The sequence below is a fragment of the Pseudomonas sp. I2 genome, from assembly GCF_040984075.1.
Classification (GTDB): domain Bacteria; phylum Pseudomonadota; class Gammaproteobacteria; order Pseudomonadales; family Pseudomonadaceae; genus Aquipseudomonas; species Aquipseudomonas guariconensis_B.
Genome location: NZ_JBCGFQ010000134.1, coordinates 1 through 582, shown reverse-complemented (window position 1 = coordinate 582; position 582 = coordinate 1). Strand labels below are relative to the sequence as shown.

Below are 582 nucleotides of genomic sequence, written 5' to 3'. Positions count from 1 at the left end.
ATTGGCAGGCACAACTGGCCGAGCATCTGCGCCGTGGCCTACCGGACTACATGGTGCCGAACCAGTGGCTGGCACTGGACAGCCTGCCGCTGTCGCCCAACGGCAAGCTCGACCGCAAGGCCTTGCCACGCCCGGACCAGACCGTCAAGGCTCGCGACTATCAGGCGCCGGCCACACCGACCGAAATCGCCCTGGCCGAGATCTGGCAGGCCGTGCTGGGCGCAGGCCCGGTGGGCGTTACCGAGAATTTCTTCGCCCTGGGCGGCGACTCGATCATGTCGATCCAGGTGGTCAGTCGTGCGCGACAGGCCGGGATCCATATCACGCCCAAGGCATTGTTCCAGCACCAGACCGTGCAGCGCCTGGCGGCCGTGGCCCAGCTCGGGGAGGCGGTGGTGCCGCGTATCGACCAGGGCCCGGTGACGGGCAGCGCGCCGCTGCTGCCGTTCCAGCAATGGTTCTTCGACCAGCGCATGAGCGAGCCGCAACACTGGAACCAGTCGCTGTTGCTGCGCGGCACCGAAACGGTGGATGCCAGCGCATTGGAGCAGGCGCTGCTGGCACTGTACGCCCAGCACGACG

1 protein-coding gene is annotated in these 582 nt (G+C 67.5%); it reads left to right on the top strand.

The genetic code is table 11. From position 1 onward, the window contains the following. Positions 1 to 582, top strand: a 582-nt coding sequence (locus WCE05_RS25900) for a phosphopantetheine-binding protein (protein ID WP_368816824.1), incomplete at both ends; no start/stop codon positions are given.